The following is a 19,890-nucleotide window of genomic DNA, read 5'->3' as shown; positions in this document are numbered from 1 at the left end:
ACGCCGAAAGGGCCCACCCCGGACTCCGGGGCGGGCCCTTCGTCATGAGTCGGACGCGGGCCGGCCGGTGACCACGCAGGTCGCGGCGGGCACCGGCATCGAGCCGCCGCGCCGCGGCACACCCGTTTCCGGGTCGAGCGAGAACCAGGTCACGTCCCCGGAGCGCTCGTTCGCGACATACAGGACACCGTCACAGACGGTGATCGCACGGGGCCAGCGCCCGCCGCAGGACACGGTGGTGCGGGGGGTCAGGACGTCGCCGTCCCCCTCGACCGCGAACACGGACAGGACGTCCTCCCCGCGGGTCGCGGTCCACACGAAGCGGCCGTCGGACGAGACGGCCACACCGGAGGGGTAGGCGTCGCCGGCCGGGGTGCCCGGCAGGACCGGGATCTCGGCGAGCGGCCGCAAGCCGCCCTCGACGGCCTCCCAGCGGCAGACGACGAGGGAGGGGCTGAGCTCGTTGAGGACGTACGCGTACGCACCGTGCGGGTGGAAGGCCAGGTGGCGCGGCCCCGAGCCCGGGCGCAGGGCGATCTCCCGGTGCGGCACGGGGGCGCCGTCCGTCAGGGTGAACACCCGTACCGAATCGGTGCCGAGGTCGACGCAGACCGCCCAGCGGCCACTCGGGTCGGGCTGCACCTGGTGGGCGTGCGGGCCCTGCTGGCGCTGCGGGTGGGGGCCGGATCCGGTGTGCCGGAGCACTCCGGAGACGGTACGCCCGAGACCGCCGTCCGGACGGACCGGTACGGCGCTGACGCTGCCGGAACCGTAGTTCGCGGTGAGGAGGTGGCCGGCGAAGAGGCTCAGGTGGGTCGGCCCGCCGCCGCACACCGGGACCGCGGTCCCGGCCGGTTCCGGGCCGTCGCCGGTCACGCGGAAAGCGGCCACCGCGCCCTCGGCCGTCTCACTGACCGCGTACAGCATGCGGCCGTCCGGCGACAGGGCCAGCCAGGACGGATCGGGTACGGCGTTCACCGTGCTCACGGCGGTCAGCGCGCCGCTGCCCGGGGTGACGGCCGCGGTGACGATGCCCGGGCCCCCCGCCGCCGTGAACGACCCGATGAACGCCCGCCGCCCGCCGTCCGCCACGACTGTCCCCTCTCGTCCGCTGCCGACCGGGGTGACGGTAGCAGCTCACCGGGCAAGGTCTGGACCAATCGGCCGAGAGGTCGTGCCGGGCGTCAGGCGCCGACCAGCGGGGAGCCGGGGGGTGTCCGCAGTGGTGCGGCCAGTTCCGCGAGGGCGCGTTCCAGGCCGTGGAGGTGGGCCAGGGCGGGCTCCGAGACCACCGGGGCCGTCCGTACCGCGATGTCCCGGCCGCCGGTGAGCGCCTCGACCGCGGCCTCCACCCGCCAGCAGGCGGCGGCGAGCCGGGCGTCGTGCGAGGCCTCCGGGTCGGCGGCGACCGCCACCAGGCCGCGGATCTCCCGGGCGCAGTCGTCGAGCAGGGCGAGCACCCGGCGGGCGCGCCGCTTGCGGCCGAGCAGGGGGTTCAGCGGGTGCACCAGCGGCGCGACCGAGAGGCGCACCCGGGCGAGGAGCTCCTCCAGCTCCGCCACCATCGGCGCCGGGTCGGCGTCCGCCCTCCCGGCCAGCCGGGCGCCGGCCTCGGCGGTGCAGGCGTGGACACAGCGCAGGGCCCGCTGGATCCAGGCGTCGGTGACGCTGTGCGTGGTCACCGGCAGGACGAAGGCCACCGCCAGCGCGGCGCCGAGCGCGCCGACCCCGGTCTCCACGAACCGCAGCGCCAGCAGTCCGGGGGACAGCACGCCGAGCAGGCCGTAGAGCATGGCCGCGAGCACCGTCACCCAGAGCATCATCCAGGTGTAGGACACGGCGGCGGTGTAGAAGATGCCGAACACGCAGACGCCGACGACCAGCGCCGTGAGCAGCCCTTCCCCGTGCGCGGGTACGGCGACGAACATCGCCAGGCCGATGCCGATGACCGTGCCCAGCACCCGCCGGAAGCCGCGGACCAGGGTCTCGCCGCGTGAGGTGGTGTTGACGAAGACCCACCAGGTGGCTCCCACGGCCCAGTACCAGCGCTGCCCCGACACCAGCTGGCCCACGACCAGGGCGAAGCCCGCGCCGGCGGTCGCCTGGACCGCCTGGCGGGTGGTCACCCGGGCCAGTCCGGTGCCGGCGGGCGGCGCCGGCACGACCGCGGGGGGCAGCCGGCGCTCGTAGCACCACAGCCCGAAGCGCACCGCGGCCGCGGTGAGCACGGACAGCAGGACGGAGGCGGACAGCCCGGGGAGCTGGGCCGTCTCCGCGTGCAGGAACTGGGCCACGAAGTACGTCATGAAGGCGAAGACGCCGAGGCTGTGCCCGCGGGGGCCCCAGCGCCGCGCGTACACACCCAGCCCGACGACGGCGAGGAAGGTCAGGTCGCGCGCCACCGGGTGGTCGTGCAGCAGGGCCGCGGCGGCGAGCACCGGCAGGCCGGCGGCGGGCAGCAGCGCCGTCGTGACGGCCTGGCCGCGGACCGTGGCGTCGGTGACGGTGAACAGGGCGAGCAGGGCGGCGAGCCCACCGGTGACGACCCCCGTGAGCGACTGTCCGGTCAGGCCGCAGACGACGACGGCCAGCCCGATGCCGAGCACCGCCCGCGCCGCGAAGCGCAGCCGGATCCGGCCCGGGTCCGGAGCCATGAACACCCTCTTCAGCACCGCTTACCGCCCCCTGGGATTCGTTCGTGTGCCGTGGCACGAAAAAGGCGCCGCGGGGTCCGCAGCGCCATCGACGGATCCATATCAGCATCTCCCCCGCCAGTGGCTCAACCGGCACTCGTAGGAGTGAGCCATTGGTACAGTGTTTACGGCACATCTACGGCCATCGACGTGCCAATGGCCGACACCTGGACCTGATGCCCCATGGCCGTGGACGAGCTGGACACCCGCATCCTGCGACTGCTGCTGGAGCAGCCGCGCACCAGCGTGCGGGAGTACGCGCGGATCCTCGGGGTCGCCCGGGGCACCCTGCAGGCCCGTCTGGACCGTATGGAGCGCGAGGGCGTGATCACCGGCACCGGACCCGCCCTCTCCCCCGCCGCGCTGGGCCACCCCGTGCTGGCCTTCGTGCACATCGAGGTCACCCAGGGACACCTGGACGAGGTGGGCGAGGCACTGGCCGCCGTACCGGAGATCGTCGAGGCGTTCTCCATCACCGGCGGCGGTGACCTGCTGACCAGGGTCGTCGCGCGCGACAACGCGCATCTGGAGGACGTGATCCAGAAGCTGATCGGCCTGCCCGGGGTGGTGCGCACGCGCAGTGAGGTGGCTCTGCGTGAGCGCGTTCCGCACCGGCTGCTGCCGCTGGTGGAGTCCATCGGCCGGACGGCACGGAGGTGAACCCTGCATCGCCGTTCCCCACGTCGCCACGCAGGCCGGTGCCCCGGAATTGGCCACCACCGGCCTGCTGGTGCGCGGCGGGCAGGCCGCATTCACGGCGCGGGCCGCGCACGCCTGGCTGACGGACTCCGCCCGGCGTTCCTGACGGTGCCCGCCGTCGGCGTGTCCTCGCCGGGACCCACGTGCGGTCCCCGCGACGCGACCGGAATTTCTTTCCCGAACGGTGATTGACTCGCGCCTCCCGTCCGTACTTCCTGCTGTTGGGCCGTTGATATCCCAGGAGGCACGATGCGCATCTCGCGCAGCACGGCAGGAACCGCGTTCGTGGGCGGAGCCATGATCCTCACCCTCACCGCGCTCGCCTACCCCACCATGCTGGGCGTTCAGAACACATCGACCAAGCCGGACCGGGTGGTGGCCAACACCAACTACGGCCCGCTGACCGAGGCGGACCGCGACTTCGTGGTGAAGGTGCGCGCGGCCGGTCTGTGGGAGCACCCCCTGGGCCTGCTGGCGATGGAGCGGGGGACGACGCCGGAGATGAAGGAGGCGGGCGAGCACCTGGTCGTCGGTCACGGCCGGCTCGACGCCAGCTGCCGCAAGATCTCCGTGGAGCTCGGCATCACGCTGCCGAACGTGGCGTCTCCGCAGCAGCAGGGATTCGTGGAGACGGTGAAGGCCACCAACGGCAAGGAGTTCGACTCCACGGCGGTGAACATCATGCGCGTGACGCACGGGCAGATCTTCCCGGCCATCGCCAACATCCGGGCCAACACCAGGAACACCATGATCCGGCAGCTCGCCGACCAGGCCAACGACACGGTGCTCGACCACATCACGGTGCTGGAGAAGACGGGGCTGGTCAATCACGAGCAGGTCAACTTCCAGCAGACCAGCCCGCCCAAGATGCCGCAGGAGGCGGTGACGCCGCCGGCACCGCAGCCGGGCGCACAGGTCCTCGCGCTGGAGATCCCCAAGGGGCTGGAGGACCTCAACACGGCATCCCCGGCGCCGTCGCCGTCCTCGACGATCAAGTAGCGGCGAACCCCTACGGTCACGACCCGCGGCGGGGCCTGCCCCGCCGCGGGTTCTTCGTCGTGCCGCCGGTGCCCGAGCGGCGGCCCCGGCCGCCGGCCGGCTGCCGGCGCCGGGCGCCGCCCGTGTCGGCGCGCTCGCGCTCGCGCTTCTTCTCCTGCTCCGGCCGGGCGCGGCCGCGGGTGCTGTTGACGGTCCGGCCGCGGACGATCCCGATGAAGTCCTCCACCTGATCCGTGGTCGCCGCCTCGGGCCAGGCCAGCGCGACGCTCGACTCGGGAGCGTCCTCGAGCGGCCGGTGGGTGAGGTCCTTGCGGTGGTGCAGCCGGGCGAGCGAGAGCGGGACGACGAGCACGCCGATCCCGGCCGCGACGAGTTCGACCGCGTCGGCGGTGGTGGCGGGACGTTCCAGGGCGGGCCGTCCGGGCAGCTCCTCCCAGGCGAGGACGTCGTCGAGGGGGTGCAGCACGATGTCGTCGGCCAGGTCCTCGGGTGACACCGTGTCGGCCGCGGTGGCGAGGTGGTCCTTCGGCACGACGACGACCGTCTGCTCGGTGTAGAGGGGGATGGCGCTGAGGACCGTGCGGTCGACGGGCAGCCGGACGAGGCCGGCGTCGGCCTCCCCGCCCAGCAGCAGTCCCTGCGCCGCCGCGGCGGGCACCTGGGTGAGGGCCAGCGGGACGTCGGGCAGCCGCTCGCTCCAGACGCGCACCCATTTGTCGGGCATCACCCCGGGTACGTACACGAGCCGGAACGAGGGGGACACTTCCGAGGCTGTCACCCCGCCAGGTTACCGGCCGTGGTCGGCGGTCGCGCACACGCTCGATACCCTGGACGCCATGACGCAGCACCAGAGCACCCAGACGATGAAGCCCGCGACCGCGGCGAAGAAGCTGGGTGTGTACCTCGACGCCACCCCCGCCGACTTCCGGGAGGGTGTCGTCTCCCGCGCCGAACTCGACGCGCTCCAGACGGATCCGCCGCAGTGGCTGCGGGACCTTCGGCGTGACGGACCCCATCCCCGGCCGGTGGTCGCGGCGAAGCTCGGCGTGTCCATCGCCGGTCTCGCGCGCGGCGGGGTCACCGAGGCCCTCACCACCGAGCAGATCGAGACGCTGAAGCAGGAGCGCCCCGAGTGGCTGGAGCGGGAGCGCGCCACCCAGGCCGAGGTCCGCAAGGAGGCGGCACGCATCAAGAAGCGGAACGAGGAGCGGGCGCGGAGCGGCGGCTGACACGACGCGCGGGGCCCGGGTCACCCGGGCGTACCGCGTTCGCCCACCCCCGGCCGGTTCTCCCGGTCCGGGGGTGTCGTCGTCGGCCGGCCGGGCGGGCGCCGCCGGCCTCGGCCGCGGCGAGAACGCCGGCCCGCGCCACCCCTTCCGGTGGGTGGAAACATCCATCAGCATGGCCGCACGCGCCGGCAGCGGCGCAGCCGACCGTGCCCGGGGTGGGACCCGACGGCCCGGATCTCGTCGCCGTCGACCGCGCGTTCCTGCTGGACGCGGTCGCGGCGGGGGCAGGCGACCGGCTGGTCCTCGAGTTCGGCACGCCCACCGCGCCCCTCGCGATCCGACGGCCGGACGACCCGCACACGTTCTCCCTGCTGATGCCGGTGCGGCTGGAGAACTGGCCAGGAGGGCACTGAAGATCTTGGCCGGTCTCCCGGCAAGATCTTCAGCCCCTCCTAGTCCCTGTCCTCCACCGGTTCCAGCGTCTCCGCGGCCGGCGTCGCGCCCTGTGCGGGCACGGCGTCGGGCGCCGGCGTACGACGGGAATCCAGCCACAGGGCGATCGGCTCGGTGTAGCGCGCCGTGAGGGGGCCGAGGACGACCAGGACCAGGACGTACGCCGTGGCCAGCGGGCCGAGGTCCGGTTCGATGCCGGCGGTGACCGCGAGACCGGCGATGACGATGGAGAACTCGCCGCGGGCGACGAGCGTGCCGCCCGCGCGCCAGCGGCCCTTGGGGGAGATCCCGGCCCGGCGGGCCGCCCAGTACCCGGTGGCGATCTTCGTCAGCGCGGTGACGACGGCGAGCGCGAAGGCGGGCAGGATCACCGGCGGGATGGACTGCGGGTCGGTGTGCAGGCCGAAGAAGACGAAGAACACCGCGGCGAACAGGTCCCGCAGCGGCGCCAGCAGGTTGTGCGCGCCCTCGGCGACCTCCCCGGACAGGGCGATGCCCACCAGGAACGCGCCCACGGCCGCCGACACCTGCAGCTGCTGGGCCAGTCCCGCGACCAGCAGGGTGAGCCCCAGCACGACCAGCAGCAGCTTCTCCGGGTCGTCGCTGGAGACGAAGCGGGAGATCACCCGGCCGTAGCGGACGGCGACGAACAGCACGAGCCCGGCGACGCCCAGCGCGATGGCCAGGGTGACACTGCCCGTGGCGAGACTGACGCCGGCCAGCAGGGCGGTGATGATCGGCAGGTAGACGGCCATGGCCAGGTCCTCGAGCACCAGGATGCTGAGGATGACGGGGGTCTCCCGGTTGCCGAGCCGTCCGAGATCCCCGAGGACCTTGGCGATGACGCCGGAGGAGGAGATCCAGGTGACACCGGCCAGGACCACCGCGGCGACCGGGCCCCAGCCGAGGAGCAGGGCCAGGGCGGCGCCGGGCAGGGCGTTCAGCGCCATGTCCACGAGACCGGCCGGGTACTGGGTCTTGAGGTTGGAGACGAGGTCGCTGGCCGTGTACTCCAGGCCGAGCATCAGCAGCAGCAGGATCACGCCGATCTCGGCGCCGATCGCGACGAACTCCTCGCTCGCGCCGAGCGGCAGCAGCCCGCCCTCGCCGAACGCGAGACCGGCCAGCAGATAGAGGGGGATGGGGGAGAACTGAAGGCGTCCGGCGAGACGTCCCAGCAGACCGAGACCGAGGATGATCGCGCCGAACTCGATCAGGAAGATCGCGGAAGAGTGCACGCGCTCACTCCCGCCCGAGGATCTCGGCGGCGGCCTCGATGCCCTCGCGGGTGCCGATCACGATCAGGGTGTCCCCGCCGGCCAGCCGGAAGTCCGGCGCGGGGGACGGGATGGCCTCCGCACGGCGCAGCACCGCCACGATGGACGCACCGGTGTCGGTGCGCATGCGGGTCTCCCCCAGCAGCCGGCCGTTCCAGTGGGACACGGAGGACAGTTCGATGCGCTCGGCGACCAGCCCCAGGTCGGTGGTGTGCAGCAGGTTGGGACTGTGGTGGGCGGGCATCAGCGCGTCGATGAGCGCGGCCGACTCGGCGACCGTCAGACGCAGGGACCGGGCGCAGGCGTCCGGGTCGTCGGAACGGTAGACGTTGACCGTGCGGGCACCGTCGCGGTGCGCGATCACGGACAGGTGCTCGTGCTCACGCGTGGTGAGGTCGTATTTCACGCCGATGCCCGGCAGCGGCGTCGCGCTCATCCGTGGAGCAGGCACAGCCCGTCCCCTTCCCGATTCTTTCCGTAGGTCGTCCGAGACGGGGTGCCTGACCGGCCGTCGCACGGCACGGTGATCCACCCCCACGGGGGTAATGGTGCCATCCCGCCGATCGGCCGGAACATGGGTGTTGTCACGGAGGGACGGGGCTCCGGAGCAAGCAGGAGGATGCCCGGGGGACACCGTGTCGCCGCCGGGCGGGGAGCACTTCCCACGAACGGGGGCGGGGTGAGGGCGGGTACGTGCCGTCCGCCATGGGTACTCGGAGTCGTCTCCGGGGACGGAAGCGTGGAGCCGGGGACGGGAGTGTGCTGTGGACGACACGGTGATCGTCGGAGTGGACGGCTCGCCGTCCAGTCTCGCCGCGGTCGACGTCGCGGCGTGGGAGGCGCGGCTGCGCGGTGGACGGCTTCGGATCGTGCACGCCTTCAGCCGCCCCACCGACCTGGATCCGATGGTCCAGGGGGTGCTGGCGCAGGCCGAGCAGCGCGCCCGTGACCGGTCTCCGGGGCTGGAGATCGCCCGGACCGTGGCGTCCGGTGAGACGCTGACGGTGCTGCGGAGCGAGTCCGCGCACGCGGTGCTGACGGTGGTCGGCGAGCGGGGCCGTACCGGGTTCGGTGGGCTGTTGCTGGGCTCGACGGTCGTCCAGCTCGCCGCGCACGGGCACGGCCCGCTGATGGTGGTCCGGGGCCGGGAGGATCCGCGGGGCCCGGTCCTGCTGGCGGTGGACGGCTCTCCGGCCGGGAACGCGGCGGCGTCCTTCGCGTTCGCCGAGGCCGCGCTGCGCGGGGCTCCGCTCGTCGCGATGCACGTGTGGAACACCTGGAGCGAGCCGACGCCGTACGAGGGTCCGGCCGACCCGCTGGGCGTGGTGGTGGATCTCGACCGGCTCGAGGAGCGGCACCGGCGGCTGACGGAGGAGGCGGTGGCACCGTGGCGGGCCGCCCGTCCGGAGGTCGCCGTGGAGTTCCGCGTGGAGCGGGCCCGGGTACGTCACGCGCTGCTGGACGCGGCGCGTGAGGCACAGCTGGTGGTGACCGGGGCGCGCGGGCACGGCGGCTTCACGGGGATGCTGCTCGGCTCGGTCAGCCAGGCGCTGCTGTACCACGCCGACTGCCCGGTCACCGTCGTCCGCGCGGAGGGCGGCGGCTGAGGCAGCCTGCCGGGTCCCGTGCCGCGCACGGCCCTCACCCCCTCGGCGTCGCGCACGCCGGGCGTGGCGGGCTCACAGGGCGATCACGGCGCGCACCAGGGTGCCCTCGGCGGAACACCGCACCGAGGTGTCCACGGAGTAGGCGTCGACCAGCGCGAGTCCGCGGCCGAAGGGGGCGTCCATGTCGGCCGGCTCGCAGCGGGGCGCGGGGCGCTGCCGCCAGCGCCCGCCGTCGCGCACCCCCACGGTCAGGGAGGTGTCGTCGACCTCGAACATCACCTCGAGGTCGGGGCTGCCGCTGTGCAGGACGGCGTTGGTGCCCAGTTCGCTCACGATCACCGTGAGGGCCTCCTCCGCCGCTTCGGACAGCCGGTGGCTGCGGACCACCGCCCGTGCCAGCCGCCGCAGCCGCGGCACGGATCGCGGACAGGCCGGAAGGACGGCGGCGACGAGGAAGCCACCGGTGCGCGGCGACACCGTCTCCTGGGGCCGTTCGCCTCCCGTCGGCCCGACCGCCCCGAAGGCCGCCCCGACCGGGCTCGGATCAGTCACTCTTGTCACGCCGGACTCCTAGCTGCGCAGCCGACCTGGTCGGCGGCGGGGCCCACCGGTCCACCCGGGACCGCGGGACCTTACGTGCTCCACGCTGCCCGTCGTCCGCGGTGCCCGGCAATCAGGGCAGACTGAGTACGGATACGCAAACAACCGAGGACACGCGTGGAACGGGGTGACGAACCATGCCGGACGGCGCTGGGACGGGGGACGAAGCCGAGACGGCGCTGCGCGGACGACTCGCGTCGGCGCTCGACCCCCGGGGAGCCGGCCGGCCGGTGCTGCTGCTGGTCGAGGGCGCGGCGGGCACCGGCAAGAGCCGTCTGGTGGACCGGCTCTCGGCGGCGGTGGCAGGCTCGGCTCGCCGGACGGCACCCGGTGAGCCGCCGGCCGGCGCCGGACCGGAACTGCTCGTCGTCGAGGACGTGCACCGGGCGCCGGCCGACGACACCGCCCGGCTGCGCGCTCTGCTCGCCGACCCGCCCGCCCACTTCGCGTGCGTGCTGAGCTACCGCCCCGAGGAGCTCCCCGCACCGGGGCTGGTCCTCGGGCCCGACACCGACTTCCCGGCCGCCCTCACCGTCGTACGGCATGTTCTGGGGCCGCTCGACCTGACCGAGGTGCAGCGGGCGGCGGTCTCGGTGCTGGGAGCGGACCGCTGCACGCCGGGGCTGGCCGCCGCCCTGCACCGCGCTTCCGGCGGGGTCGCCCAGACGGTCGCGGATCTGCTCGACCTGCTGGCCGCCCTTCCCGCCGCCGGGCGGCCGCTCGCCCCGGAACTCGGCCGGCTCGACGTACCTCCCCGGCTCGACGCCCTCGTCCTGCGGCGTACGGCCGCCGTGCCGGAGGAGCACCGGCCGATCGTCTTCGCCGCCGCCGTGCTGGACGAGCCCGCCACGTCCCGCGACCTCGCCGTCGTGGCCGGGCTGCCCGGATGGGCGGGTGACGACGCCCTGTCCGCCGCGCTGCGGGCCGCCGTGCTCGAGGACCGCGGTGACGGCCGGTACGGCTTCGGCTCACCGCTCGCCGCGGCGGCCGCCCGCCGCGCGGCGGGCGGCCCGGCCCGTGAGGCACTGCACCGGCGGGCCGCGGCCCTGCTCGCCAGACGCCAGCCTGTCCCGTGGGAACGCGTGGCCGGCCACCGCCGCGCCTGCGGTGACGCGCGGGGCTGGCTGCACGCGGTCGAGCGGGCGGCCCTGCAGCTCGAGGACGCCGGTGAACAGCAGCGCGCCGCGAGCCTGCTGGAGTCGGCGCTCGCCACCGGGCCGGTTCCCGAGCAGGCCCGGTCCCGGCTGGCCAGGCTGCTGGCCCGCTGCGCGGTGGTGGGACTGCGCTCCGACGAGACGCTGGCGGTCCTCCGGCACATCGTCGCCGACCCTGGGCTCGCGCCGGCGGTGCGCGGCGAGATCCGCCTGGACCTCGGGTTGCTGCTGTGCAACCAGATGGGCGAGGTCATGGAGGGCCGGGACGAACTCGCCCGCGCGGTGGACGACCTGAGCGGCGAGCCGGTCCCGCTGGCCCGGGCGATGTCGGCGCTGGCGATGCCGTACGGACCGGACGCGTCGTTCGCCGAGAACGTCGCCTGGATCGAGCGGGCGGTGACGGTGGCCGAGGAGTCGGGCGACCCGGTGGTCCAGGCGGCCGTGGCCGCGAACCGGGTGAGTGTCCTGCTCAACGGCGGCGATCCGGCTGCCTGGCCGCTCATCGAGCGGCTGCCCCGCGACAGTGATCTCGTCGGCTGCCGCCAGCAGACCTCCCGGGGGCTGTGCAACGCGGCGGACGCGGTCGTGTGGCTCGGGCACTACGACACCTCCCGCGCGCTGCTCGCCGAGGGCGTCGCGCTGGCCGCGCGCAGCGGCGCCGCCTACGCCGAGCAGACCGGCCGGGGCTGCGCGCTCGTCGTCGACTGGGCCACCGGGCGCTGGCCGGGACTCACCGAGCGGTGCCGGGCCTTCGTCGAGGAGTCCGGCGACATGCCCTACCTCGCCTCCGACGCCCGCATGGTCCTCGGTCTGCTGGCCCTGGCCCGTGGCGAGTGGGCCGACACCCTCGACCATCTGACCGGCCCCGAAGCGGCCGACCTGGACACCGGCCCGGTGCCGATCTCGGCGACCGCGTCCGGGGCTCTGATCAGGCTCGCCCTCGCCCACGACGACGTCCCCGAGGCGGCCGACGCGGCCGCCGCCGCGTGGCGGCGACTGCGCGCCAAGGGAATCTGGGCCTGGGGTGCCGAACTCGCCCCGTGGGCGGTCGAGGCGACCCTGCGGTCCGGGGACACGTCCACCGCGGCCGCGATGACCGAGGAGTTCGCCGCGGGCCTGGAGGGGCGTGACGCGCCGTCGGCCGACGCGGCCCTCGCGTGGACCCGCGCCGTCCTCGCCGAGCACACGGGGAGGACGGCGGAGGCCGCCGCCTGCTACGAGGAGAGCGCCGCCGCCTACCGGAAGCTGCCCCGGCCCTATCACGCGGCCCTCACGTCGGCGGGCGCCGCCCGCTGCGCCCTCTCAATCGGCGGAAACGGCGGACGCGCCGTCGCCGCCCTCGCCGACTGCGCCTCGACCTTCGACGCCCTCGGCGCGACCTGGGACGCCGCCCGCACCCGCGCCGAGCTGCGCCTGCACCAGCCGGCGGCGGAGCGCCGGCCACCCGGCCGGCCCCGGTACGGAGACGTGCTCTCACCACGGGAGCAGGAGGTGGCGCAACTCGCCGCGGCGGGCATGTCCAACCGGGAGATCGCCGCCACGCTGCACCTCTCGCCGCGCACCGTGGAGCAGCATGTCGCGCGGGCCCTGCAGAAGACCGGCGTGCACTCGCGCCAGCAGCTCGCCCGGGCCCTCGGGTCGCCTGCGGATTGATCGAGTGTCCGTCGTTCCCGCCTTCCGTAGGCGGGAACGACGGCGTCCGCGCGGTCCGGGAGGCGCCGGGGGAGCCTGGTCCGGGGGTCAGCCGAGGAAGCTCAGCCGCACCCGGCGGTCGGGGTTGTCCCTGTTGGTGTCGACCAGGCAGACCGACTGCCAGGTGCCCAGTTCCAGCCGGCCGCCGACCACCGGGAGCGTCGCGTGGGGCGGCACGAAGGCGGGCAGGACGTGGTCGCGGCCGTGGCCGGGGCTGCCGTGCCGGTGCTGCCAGCGGTCGTCGGCGGGCAGCAGGGTGTGCAGGGCGGCCAGGAGGTCGTCGTCACTTCCGGCGCCGGTCTCGATGACGGCGATACCGGCGGTGGCGTGCGGCACGAAGAGGTTGAGCAGGCCGTCGCGGCCCGCCGCCGCCTCCCGCAGGAAGGACTCGCAGTCCCCGGTGAGGTCGACGACCCGCTCGTCGGAGCCGGTGGCGATGGTCAGGACTCGGGTGGTGAAGGCATCGGACATGCCCTCCATCCTGGCCGACACGGCCGGCTTCGCGCGGGAGCGCCGGCGGGAAGATCCACGACCGCCGCACTGTTGGTGGAAGCGTGAACGAGGTGCGCGAGGTCGAGGTGGTCGTCGTGGGCGCCGGGCAGGCGGGACTGGCCGGCGCCCACCACCTGCGGCGGGCCGGGTTCGAGCCGGACCGGGGCTTCGTGGTGCTGGACCACTCCCCCGGCCCCGGCGGCGCCTGGCAGTTCCGGTGGCCCTCCCTGACGTACGGCAAGGTGCACGGGATCCACGCGCTGCCCGGCATGGAGCTCACGGACGCCGACCCGGCGCGGGCGTCCTCCGAGGTGATCAGCGAGTACTTCGACCGTTACGAGCGGACGTTCGACCTGCGGGTGCGGCGGCCGGTGGACGTGCGGGCGGTACGGGAGGGGCCCGGCGGGCGGCTGCTGGTGGAGACCTCGGACGGCACCTGGGCGACGCGGGCGCTGATCAACGCCACCGGTACCTGGGACCGGCCGTTCTGGCCGCGCCACCCGGGTCAGGAGACGTTCCGCGGGCGGCAGTTGCACACCGCGCAGTACCCGGGGCCCGAGGCGTTCGCCGGGCAGCGGGCGGTCGTGGTGGGCGGCGGGGCCTCGGGCACCCAGCATCTGCTGGAGATCGCCCCGTACGCGGCGGCCACGACCTGGGTGACGCGGCGGCCCCCGGTCTTCCGTGAGGGCCCCTTCGACGAGGAGGCGGGGCGGGCGGCCGTGGCGCTCGTCGAGGAGCGGGTGCGGCAGGGGCTGGCGCCGCGCAGCGTCGTCTCGGTGACGGGGCTGCCGCTCAACGACGCCATCCGGCAGGGGCTCGCCGACGGCGTGCTCGACCGGCAGCCCCTGTTCGACCGGATCACGCCGGACGGTGTGGAGTGGGCGGACGGGCGCCGGGTGGCGGCCGACGTCATCCTGTGGGCCACGGGTTTCCGGCCCGCCGTCGGCCATCTCGCCCCGCTGCGACTGCGGGAGCCCGGCGGCGGGATCCGGGTGGAGGGGACCCGGGCGGTCGCCGACCCGCGGATCCACCTGGTCGGTTACGGCCCCTCGGCCAGCACCGTCGGGGCCAACCGGGCGGGACGCGCGGCGGTACGGGACATCAGGCGGCTGCTGGCGGAGGTGGAACCCCTCGCGGCCTGATGTCCGGGCCGGACCGGGTCATGTCCCCGCCGGTCCGCCGGACTTCGTCCGCTGGGCGTCGAACTCGGCGACGTTGCGCTGGTGTTCCGCGAAGTCGGCGGTGAAGCGGGTGTCGCCGGGCCTGACCGTGACGAAGTAGAGCCAGTCGCCCGGGGCCGGGTTGATCGCGGCGCGCACGGCCTCCTCACCCGGGTTGTCGATCGGGGTCGGCGGCAGGCCCATGCGCTGGTAGGAGTTGTAGGGGCTGTCGACCTCGGTGTCGGCCTCCGTCGTGCCGGGTGCGGAGCGGCCCAGGGCGTAGTGGACGGTCGAGTCCATCTGGAGGGGCATGCCCCGCTCGAGCCGGTTGAAGATCACCCGGGCCACCTTGCCCATGTCGGCCCTGGTCGCGGCCTCCGCCTGGACGATGCTCGCGACGGTGACCGCCTGGTAGACGTTCATCGCGTTGCGCTGCGCACCCGCGGCGATCGGGGCTCCGTTGAACTTCCTGTTGGCCGTGTCGACCATCCGCGCGAGCAGCTTCTGCGGGGTCGCGTTCTCCTGGAGCGGATAGGTGGCCGGGAAGAGGTAGCCCTCCGGATTGCCCTCGGCCTCGTTCGGCAGCTTCAGGGCCGCCTTGGCGAGGGACTTCTTCGTGGTGCCCGCGGGCAGCTCGAGGGTCTTGTCGATGGCGGCGTACACCTGGCTCGCCCGCCAGCCCTCCGGGACCACCAGGGTCGTGGGACGGGCCTCGTCGTCGCCGCCCATGATCAGCAGCGGCACCGCCACGGCGGTGCCGGCCACGACGGCCCCGAGCGCGGCGAGGGCGAGGCGGCCCCGGCGCGTCAGTCGGATCGTGCTCCGTGACGGAGTGTTCGTCTGCATGCGGGCACGGTAACCCGCATATCGCTACAAACCCGGCATATCTTCATTTCGTCGGTTCCAGTTGGGCGTCCCGGCGTACGAGGGCCGCGTAGCGTCCGCCCTGCTCGAGCAGTTCCTCGTGCGTACCGCGCTCGACCGCGCGACCGGAGTCGAGGACCACGATCTGGTCGGCACCGCGGACGGTGGACAGCCGATGGGCGATGGTGAGCGTGGTGCGGTCGGCCGACAGCGCGTCGAGGGCCCGCTGGACGGCGGCCTCGGTCCGGGTGTCCAGGGCGCTGGTGGCCTCGTCGAGCACCAGGACCGGCGGGTCGCGCAGGATCGTCCGGGCGATCGCCAGGCGCTGCTTCTCGCCGCCCGAGAACCGGTGGCCGCGCTCGCCGACCACGGTGTCGTACCCGTCGGGCAGGGACGCGATGTGGTCGTGGATCTGGGCCGCCCTCGCCGCCGCGTGCAGTTCCTCGTCGGTGGCGTCGGGCTTGGCGAAGCGCAGGTTGTCCGCCACCGAGGCGTGGAAGAGGTAGGTCTCCTGGGAGACGACGCCGACCGCGCGGGCCAGCGTGTCGAAGTCGAGGTCGCGGACGTCGATGCCGTCGAGGGTGACCCGGCCCCCCGTGACGTCGTACAGCCGCGGTACGAGATGGCCCAGGGTGGACTTGCCGGCTCCGGTCGGGCCCACGACGGCGAGGCTGCCGCCCGGAGGGACGGTGAGGTCGATGCCGTCGAGGACGGGCCCGCTCTTGTCGTCGTAACCGAACGTGACGTGTTCGAAGCGCACTTCGCCCTTGATCCGGTCGAGGCGCACCGGGTCCTCGCGTTCGGTGATGTCGACCGGGAGATCGAGGTACTCGAAGATGCGCTGGAAGAGGGCGAGCGAGGTCTGGATCTGGACGCCGGTGGACAGCAGGCTCACGGCCGGGCGGAACAGGCCCTGCTGGAGCGAGACGAAGGCGACGATCGTGCCGATGGAGACCTCCGGGCCACCCGTCTGCAGCGCGATGCCGGCCGTCCAGTAGATGACGGCGGGCATCGCGGCCATGACGACGGTGATGACGGCCATCCGCCAGCGGCCGGCCATGTTCGACCGCACCTCCAGGTCGACCAGGCGCTCCGACTCGTCCGAGAACGCGTCGGTCAGGGAGTCGGAGCGGCCCATGGTGCGGCCCAGCAGGATGCCGCTGACCGAGAGCGACTCGGTCACCGTGGCGGCCATCGCGGCCATCTGCTTCTGGCGCTGGGTGGTGATCCTCTTGCGTTCGTTGCCGACGCGGCGGCTGATCCAGACGAACACCGGCAGCAGCACCAGGGACACGACGGTCAGCCGCCAGTCGAGCGCGAGCATCGCGACGACGGTGGCGACCACGCTGGTGAGGTTGGAGACCAGGGAGGTCGCCGTGGACGTGACGGTGGCCTGCATGCCGCCGATGTCGTTGGCGATGCGCGACTGGACCTCACCGGTGCGGGTGCGGGTGAAGAAGGCGAGCGACATGCGCTGGAGCCGCCCGTAGACGGCGGTGCGCAGATCGTGCATCACGCGCTGGCCGACGGTCGTGGAGATGAGGGTCTGCAGCACGCCGAAGACGCTGGTGAGGACCGCGCTGAGGATCATGCCGAGCGCGAGCAGGCTCAGCAGCCCGGTACGGCCCTCGGGGATCGCGACGTCGAGGATCGCCTTCAGCAGGAACGGTGTGGCGACCGAGACCAGGGACGCGGCGCCGACGAGCAGGCCGACGACCGCGAGGCGGCCCCGGTAGGGGCGGAAGAGCTTCAGGATGCGCCGAACCTGCCGGGGGTGCTCCCCGGCGTCGGCGGGCGGGGTCCAGTCGGGTCGGTGGTCGGGGTGCATGGTCTCCTTCGGGACGGGTGCCGGTGAGTTGCCGCGGAGCGGGCGGAGCCGAGCCCATTGTTACCTGTACTCACAATGAACGGCATCCTGATAGCGTTCCCGCATGACCGCTCCCGATCCCGACGGCCTGCTGGCCGAGCAGCTGCTCCGGCTCACCCGCCGGGTGCACCGCATCCAGAAGCGCCATCTGGAGCGGCGCGAGCTCGGTGTCACTCCTGCCCAGTCACGGCTGCTGCGCACGCTCGCGCACTACGGTTCACCGCCCCGCATGGCCGACTTGGCCGAGCGGCTGGAGGTGGTCCCCCGGGCGGTGACCACGCTCGTCGACGGGCTGGAGGCGAACGGCAAGGTGCGGCGGGTGCCGGATCCGGCCAACCGGCGGGTGATCCGGATCGAGCTCACCGACGACGGGCGCGCGGCGCTGCGGGAACTGCGCGCGGCGCGCCGGACCGCGGCGGAGGAGATCCTGGCCCCGCTGGGGGACGAACAGCGCGAAAAGCTGGGCGAGTTGCTGAACGCCCTGGTCGACGGGACGGTCTCCCCGCCGTGCCGTGACGCGTCCGTCCGACGTCCGTGAGGTGACGTCCGGCCGGGTCGCCGGTTCCGGGCGGTGGGGGTGGAAAACCGGTTGCCCCGCCGTACGCGGCGGCGCCAACCTGTCACGGTTTGCTGCTTCCGTCCGCGGACGGCGCGCAGGCATGCCCGCGCCTCGCACGGGCACCGCTCCGCCCGGTGCGACCCCCTCCGCTTCTCCTTCCGCCGCCCGCTGACCGAGCCACTGGGACGTCATGCAGATCCAAGACCTTCCGTATCCCGACCCCGGGGTGCCCGACGCGCGCTCGGGCCCCCGTTTCCTGTGGTGGCTCTTCCGGAACCAGCTGTCCGGGCAGCTCACGTCGTTGGCCTGGGGCCTGCTGCACTTCGTCTCCGTCGCCTCGCTGCCGTTCTGCGTCGGTGTCGCCGTCCAGGCCGCGGTCGACCGCTCCGGCGGACGCCTCGCGCTGGCCGGGGGCCTGCTGGCACTGGCCTGCGTGGGCAACGCGGTGGGTGACACCTTCCTGCACCGCGCCGCCGTCACCAACTGGATCACCGCCGCCGCCCGCGTGCAGCAACTTCTGGGCCGCAAGGCCGCCACGCTGGGCTCCACGCTGACCCGGCGGGTCGCCGCCGGCGAGGTCGTGGCCGTCTCCACCGGTGACGTGGAGAAGGTCGGCTGGTTCGTCGAGGCCCTGTCGCGGTTCACCGCGGCCGCGGTCACCATCGCGCTGGTGTGCGCCGGGCTGGTCGTCTACCAGCCGGCACTCGGCGTCGTCGTCGCGGTCGGACTGCCCGTGCCGGCGCTCGCGGTGCTGCCGCTGCTGCCCCGCGCCACGCGGCGGGCGGACGCCCAGCGCGAGAAGGCCGGACGGGCCACCGAACTGGCCTCCGACACCGTCGCCGGGCTGCGGGTGCTGCGCGGCATCGGCGGCGAGGACCTGTTCCTCGACCGCTACCGGCGCGCCTCACAGGAGGTCCGCCACGCCGCCGTGCGCAGTGCGCGGATGTGGTCGCTGATCGCCGCCGTCCAGGTGATCCTTCCGGGGCTGCTGCTGATCACGGTGGTCTGGTACGGCGTCCATCTGGCCCGCGACGGCCGGATCGCCGTCGGGGAACTGGTCACCGTCTACAGCTCGGTCATGCTGCTCACCTACCCGGTCCGGCACTTCGAGGAGATCGCGATGGCGTACTCCTTCTCGCGTCCCTCGGCCAAGCGGGTCGCGCACGTGCTGTCCCTGGAACGGGCCACGGACACCGCGGGGTCACGGGCCGCCGAGACCCCGGCCGGTGACCTGTACGACCCGGCGACCGGACTGCTCGCCCCCGCGGGGCGGCTCACCGCGGTGGTCTGCGGGGACCCCGACGCGGCGGGACGGCTGGCCGAACGACTGGGCGGGCACGCCGCACAGCGGGGCACCTCGGTGCTGCTCGGCGGGGTGCCCCTCGACGAACTGCCGCTGGAGTGCGCCCGCGGGGCCGTCCTGGTGCAGGACAAGGATCCGGTGCTGCTCTCCGGCACCCTGCGCGAGCTGCTCGACGTGCCCGTCTCCGGCGCGGTCGACCCGCACGACGCACTGGACGCGGCGCAGTGCGGGGACGTGCTGGCGGCGCTGGTGCAGGGCTCACTCGGCGCCGACGACCCGATGGACGCCCGGATCACCGAACGCGGACGGTCCCTGTCGGGAGGGCAGCGCCAGCGCCTCTCGCTGGCCCGGTCGCTGGTCACGGACCCGGAGGTGCTCGTCCTCGACGAGCCCACCTCGGCCGTCGACTCGCACACCGAGGCCCGGATCGCCCAGGGCGTGCGCACCCTGCGGGCGGGCCGCACCACCGTCGTGTTCACCTCGTCCCCGCTGCTGCTGGACCGTGCCGACCGGGTGGTGTTCCTGCACGACGGCACCGTCGCCGCGGTCGGCAGCCATCGGGACCTGGTGCGCACCGAGCTCCGGTACCGGGCCGTGGTGACCCGCGAGACCGAGGACGAGGCCGCGCCGGGCGAGGCCGCCCTGGAAGGCGACGGCGTGTTGCGGGACGACCGGAGCCCGCGCGGACTGCGCGAGCCGGCCGAGCCGGCCGAGCCGGCCGAGCTGGATGAGCTGGATGAGCTGGATGAGCTGCGAGAGATCGAGGAGACGGCATGATCGGCGTCGTGCCACCGGCCTACGACCCGGCGGTCCCGACCACGGCCGGCACGCTGCCCGTGGGCGCGCCCGCGACCGTGCGCGCCTATGTCGCGGAGCTGCTGAGCCGGCACCGCCGGGCCTTCCTGCTGCTGATCACCGTGAACACGGTCGCCGTGATCGCCTCCATGGTGGGCCCTTACCTGCTGGGCGGACTGGTGGAGCGGGTCTCGGACCGGGAGCGGGAGCTGCACCTGGTACCCACCGCGGGCTTCTTCCTGCTCGCGCTGGCCGTTCAGGCGGTGTTCGTCCGGCAGGTCCGGCTGCGCGGGGCGATGCTCGGGGAACGGATGCTGGCCGACCTGCGCGAGGACTTCCTGGTGCGGTCGGTCGGGCTGCCGCCGGGAGTGCTGGAACGGGCGGGCACGGGTGATCTGCTGTCGCGGATCACGACCGACATCGACCGGCTCGGCAACGCGATGCGGG

Annotated in this window: 19 protein-coding genes; 10 read left to right on the top strand and 9 right to left on the bottom strand. The window is 73.9% G+C overall.

All coding sequences use genetic code 11. The features are described 5' to 3' along the window. Window positions 1–42: 42 nt before the first annotated feature. The gene (locus tag BU52_RS31530) at window positions 43–1,092 is read right to left on the bottom strand and encodes a lactonase family protein (protein ID WP_037941012.1); all 1,050 of its coding nucleotides are present in this window, start codon (window positions 1,090–1,092) and stop codon (window positions 43–45) included. 92 nt (window positions 1,093–1,184) lie between these two features. Continuing rightward, the gene (locus BU52_RS31525; protein WP_037941010.1) at window positions 1,185–2,672 is read right to left on the bottom strand and encodes an FUSC family protein; all 1,488 of its coding nucleotides are present in this window, start codon (window positions 2,670–2,672) and stop codon (window positions 1,185–1,187) included. Between the two features lie 204 nt (window positions 2,673–2,876). Between BU52_RS31525 and BU52_RS31520 the strand changes: the two genes are divergently transcribed. Together BU52_RS31520 and BU52_RS31515 are read left to right on the top strand one after the other, a co-directional pair. Continuing rightward, entirely contained in the window at window positions 2,877–3,353 is a 477-nt protein-coding gene (locus BU52_RS31520) for an Lrp/AsnC family transcriptional regulator (protein ID WP_037941009.1), read from the top strand. Between the two features lie 288 nt (window positions 3,354–3,641). Then, the gene (locus tag BU52_RS31515; RefSeq protein ID WP_037941008.1) at window positions 3,642–4,391 is read left to right on the top strand and encodes a DUF4142 domain-containing protein; all 750 of its coding nucleotides are present in this window, start codon (window positions 3,642–3,644) and stop codon (window positions 4,389–4,391) included. Window positions 4,392–4,407: 16 nt separating this feature from the next. On the opposite strand, the gene BU52_RS31510 is transcribed toward BU52_RS31515, so the two are convergent. After that, the gene (locus BU52_RS31510) at window positions 4,408–5,169 is read right to left on the bottom strand and encodes a LysR family transcriptional regulator substrate-binding protein (RefSeq protein WP_037941007.1); all 762 of its coding nucleotides are present in this window, start codon (window positions 5,167–5,169) and stop codon (window positions 4,408–4,410) included. A gap of 58 nt (window positions 5,170–5,227) precedes the next feature. On the opposite strand from BU52_RS31510, the gene BU52_RS31505 reads away from it, so the two are divergent. Together BU52_RS31505 and BU52_RS31500 are read left to right on the top strand one after the other, a co-directional pair. After that, window positions 5,228–5,620, top strand: coding sequence for a DUF5997 family protein (locus tag BU52_RS31505; RefSeq protein ID WP_037941005.1), 393 nt, complete (start codon window positions 5,228–5,230; stop codon window positions 5,618–5,620). A gap of 215 nt (window positions 5,621–5,835) precedes the next feature. Further along, window positions 5,836–6,033 carry a hypothetical protein gene (locus BU52_RS31500; RefSeq protein WP_037941003.1) on the top strand — a complete coding sequence of 66 codons (198 nt, stop codon included), beginning with the start codon at window positions 5,836–5,838 and terminating at the stop codon, window positions 6,031–6,033. A 39-nt stretch (window positions 6,034–6,072) separates the two neighbouring features. Here the strand turns inward: BU52_RS31500 and BU52_RS31495 are convergent, their stop codons facing one another. Further along, window positions 6,073–7,311 (bottom strand): cation:proton antiporter, encoded by a 1,239-nt coding sequence (locus tag BU52_RS31495; protein ID WP_037941002.1) that lies wholly within the window; start codon window positions 7,309–7,311, stop codon window positions 6,073–6,075. A 4-nt stretch (window positions 7,312–7,315) separates the two neighbouring features. Continuing rightward, window positions 7,316–7,786, bottom strand: a complete 471-nt coding sequence (locus BU52_RS31490; protein WP_037941000.1) for a cation:proton antiporter regulatory subunit — start codon at window positions 7,784–7,786, stop codon at window positions 7,316–7,318. 328 nt (window positions 7,787–8,114) lie between these two features. On the opposite strand from BU52_RS31490, the gene BU52_RS31485 reads away from it, so the two are divergent. After that, the gene (locus BU52_RS31485) at window positions 8,115–8,957 is read left to right on the top strand and encodes a universal stress protein (RefSeq protein ID WP_200881371.1); all 843 of its coding nucleotides are present in this window, start codon (window positions 8,115–8,117) and stop codon (window positions 8,955–8,957) included. 72 nt (window positions 8,958–9,029) lie between these two features. Here the strand turns inward: BU52_RS31485 and BU52_RS31480 are convergent, their stop codons facing one another. Next, on the bottom strand, window positions 9,030–9,518 hold the full coding sequence (locus BU52_RS31480; protein ID WP_235216472.1) for an ATP-binding protein: 489 nt from the start codon (window positions 9,516–9,518) through the stop codon (window positions 9,030–9,032). 176 nt (window positions 9,519–9,694) lie between these two features. Between BU52_RS31480 and BU52_RS31475 the strand changes: the two genes are divergently transcribed. After that, entirely contained in the window at window positions 9,695–12,364 is a 2,670-nt protein-coding gene (locus BU52_RS31475; protein WP_063830053.1) for a helix-turn-helix transcriptional regulator, read from the top strand. Window positions 12,365–12,451: 87 nt separating this feature from the next. On the opposite strand, the gene BU52_RS31470 is transcribed toward BU52_RS31475, so the two are convergent. Continuing rightward, complete coding sequence (locus BU52_RS31470) at window positions 12,452–12,874, bottom strand: YjbQ family protein (protein WP_037940997.1); 423 nt, start codon at window positions 12,872–12,874, stop codon at window positions 12,452–12,454. Between the two features lie 83 nt (window positions 12,875–12,957). On the opposite strand from BU52_RS31470, the gene BU52_RS31465 reads away from it, so the two are divergent. Next, on the top strand, window positions 12,958–14,037 hold the full coding sequence (locus tag BU52_RS31465) for an NAD(P)-binding domain-containing protein (RefSeq protein ID WP_037940996.1): 1,080 nt from the start codon (window positions 12,958–12,960) through the stop codon (window positions 14,035–14,037). A gap of 18 nt (window positions 14,038–14,055) precedes the next feature. On the opposite strand, the gene mltG is transcribed toward BU52_RS31465, so the two are convergent. Together mltG and BU52_RS31455 are read right to left on the bottom strand one after the other, a co-directional pair. Next, complete coding sequence (mltG, locus tag BU52_RS31460) at window positions 14,056–14,901, bottom strand: endolytic transglycosylase MltG (protein ID WP_037940995.1); 846 nt, start codon at window positions 14,899–14,901, stop codon at window positions 14,056–14,058. A 43-nt stretch (window positions 14,902–14,944) separates the two neighbouring features. Continuing rightward, window positions 14,945–16,747 carry an ABC transporter ATP-binding protein gene (locus tag BU52_RS31455; protein ID WP_037940993.1) on the bottom strand — a complete coding sequence of 601 codons (1,803 nt, stop codon included), beginning with the start codon at window positions 16,745–16,747 and terminating at the stop codon, window positions 14,945–14,947. 103 nt (window positions 16,748–16,850) lie between these two features. On the opposite strand from BU52_RS31455, the gene BU52_RS31450 reads away from it, so the two are divergent. The 3 genes from BU52_RS31450 to BU52_RS31440 all read left to right on the top strand — a co-directional run. Beyond that, window positions 16,851–17,324 (top strand): MarR family winged helix-turn-helix transcriptional regulator, encoded by a 474-nt coding sequence (locus BU52_RS31450; protein WP_037940991.1) that lies wholly within the window; start codon window positions 16,851–16,853, stop codon window positions 17,322–17,324. Window positions 17,325–17,535: 211 nt separating this feature from the next. Continuing rightward, complete coding sequence (locus BU52_RS31445) at window positions 17,536–19,425, top strand: ABC transporter ATP-binding protein (RefSeq protein ID WP_078903551.1); 1,890 nt, start codon at window positions 17,536–17,538, stop codon at window positions 19,423–19,425. Then, a partial coding sequence (locus BU52_RS31440) for an ABC transporter transmembrane domain-containing protein (RefSeq protein WP_037940989.1) occupies window positions 19,422–19,890 on the top strand: 469 nt, incomplete at its 3' end. The genes BU52_RS31445 and BU52_RS31440, both read left to right, overlap by 4 nt.

It is taken from the genome of Streptomyces toyocaensis, assembly GCF_000725125.1.
Taxonomy (GTDB): Bacteria; Actinomycetota; Actinomycetes; order Streptomycetales; family Streptomycetaceae; genus Streptomyces; species Streptomyces toyocaensis.
The sequence above is the reverse complement of the archived record's forward strand: the minus strand, read 5'-3'. Positions and strand labels throughout refer to the sequence as shown.